The organism is Coprococcus sp. RTP21204st1_G4_RTP21204_210225, assembly GCF_040915385.1.
GTDB classification, from domain to species: domain Bacteria; phylum Bacillota; class Clostridia; order Lachnospirales; family Lachnospiraceae; genus Allocoprococcus; species Allocoprococcus comes.
The window spans coordinates 1-1,035 of record NZ_JBCPDP010000075.1 but is presented as its reverse complement, the minus strand read 5'-3'; the positions used below and the strand labels follow the sequence as shown (position 1 = coordinate 1,035).

Below are 1,035 nucleotides of genomic sequence, written 5' to 3'. Positions count from 1 at the left end.
CCGCTTCTTACCATGGAATCGGACAGCGATATCGAGACCATCGCGGAATCCATCGTGAACCTCTCCGATTCAGATGGTGACTTCTTTAAGAAGACGGAAAAACTTCTTCTGATGGCCTGTCTTGGATATTTAAGGGACTGGTGCGAGCCTTCCCAGCGTACCATCGGGAACCTCATCTCCCTTCTTGATGCCGCCCTGCCAAAGGACAACGAGACCCATACCACCCTCGACAACCTTTTCTATGAAATGAAGTCCGGGTGCAAGCGCGTGAAATCGGAAGATGGCATCACGACCCTCTGGGAGCCTTCCGCCCTTTCCCGGTGCGACGGTCTCACTCCACGCGATTCCAATGGTATTGATGTGTCCGAGGACTTTTCGCTCACCTGCTATGAAGGATTCCGCCACGCGGCCACACGAGAGACGCGCACGAGTATTGTGACCACGCTCTTGCTTGTGCTGGAAGAAGTGGAAAAGGAGGATGCAGATGGCAAATAGCGCGAACCCGGAAATCAATAAGAAGATTGCCACCTCGGCGCTCGGCACCCTCGTCATCGCCACGGTCTTTTTCTATCTCGGTGACCGCTATGCCGAAACCCTCGTCACCTATCCGGGGCAGATTTTCGACCATTTGAGCGATGCATTCCTTTCCATGTGGCAGACCATAAAGGATGCACCGTTTGCCCTCGATATGACCAGTAACTCCTTGCTGTTTGGCGGGGCTTGCTTTCTCATTATCTGGATGATTTGGCTTCGCTACGTGGCGTTCATCGGAAACTATCGTTCCGGCGAAGAATCCGGTTCCGCCCGCTGGGGCACTGTGAAGGAAGGAAAGAAGTTTAAGGACTTGCAGACCGAAGATAACAATCTTCTCTTCACCAAGAACTTCGGCCTTGCCCTGCACCGTCCCAAGTTCGACCCGGAATATGACCGTAACCTAAACGTCCTCGTGGTCGGCGGTTCTGGTTCCGGTAAGACCTTTAACTACGTGACCCCGAACATCTGCCAGCTCAACACCAGCTACTTTGTCACCGACCC

1 protein-coding gene and 1 pseudogene are annotated in these 1,035 nt (G+C 53.4%); both read left to right on the top strand.

Features of this window, described 5'->3' with window-relative positions; translation table 11 throughout:
• Positions 1-495: hypothetical protein (locus tag AB5213_RS17220; RefSeq protein WP_368277046.1), on the top strand; the 495-nt coding region annotated here is incomplete at its 5' end.
• A pseudogene (locus AB5213_RS17215) lies at positions 485-1,035 on the top strand (hypothetical protein); the annotation flags it as partial. The gene AB5213_RS17220 and the pseudogene AB5213_RS17215, both read left to right, overlap by 11 nt.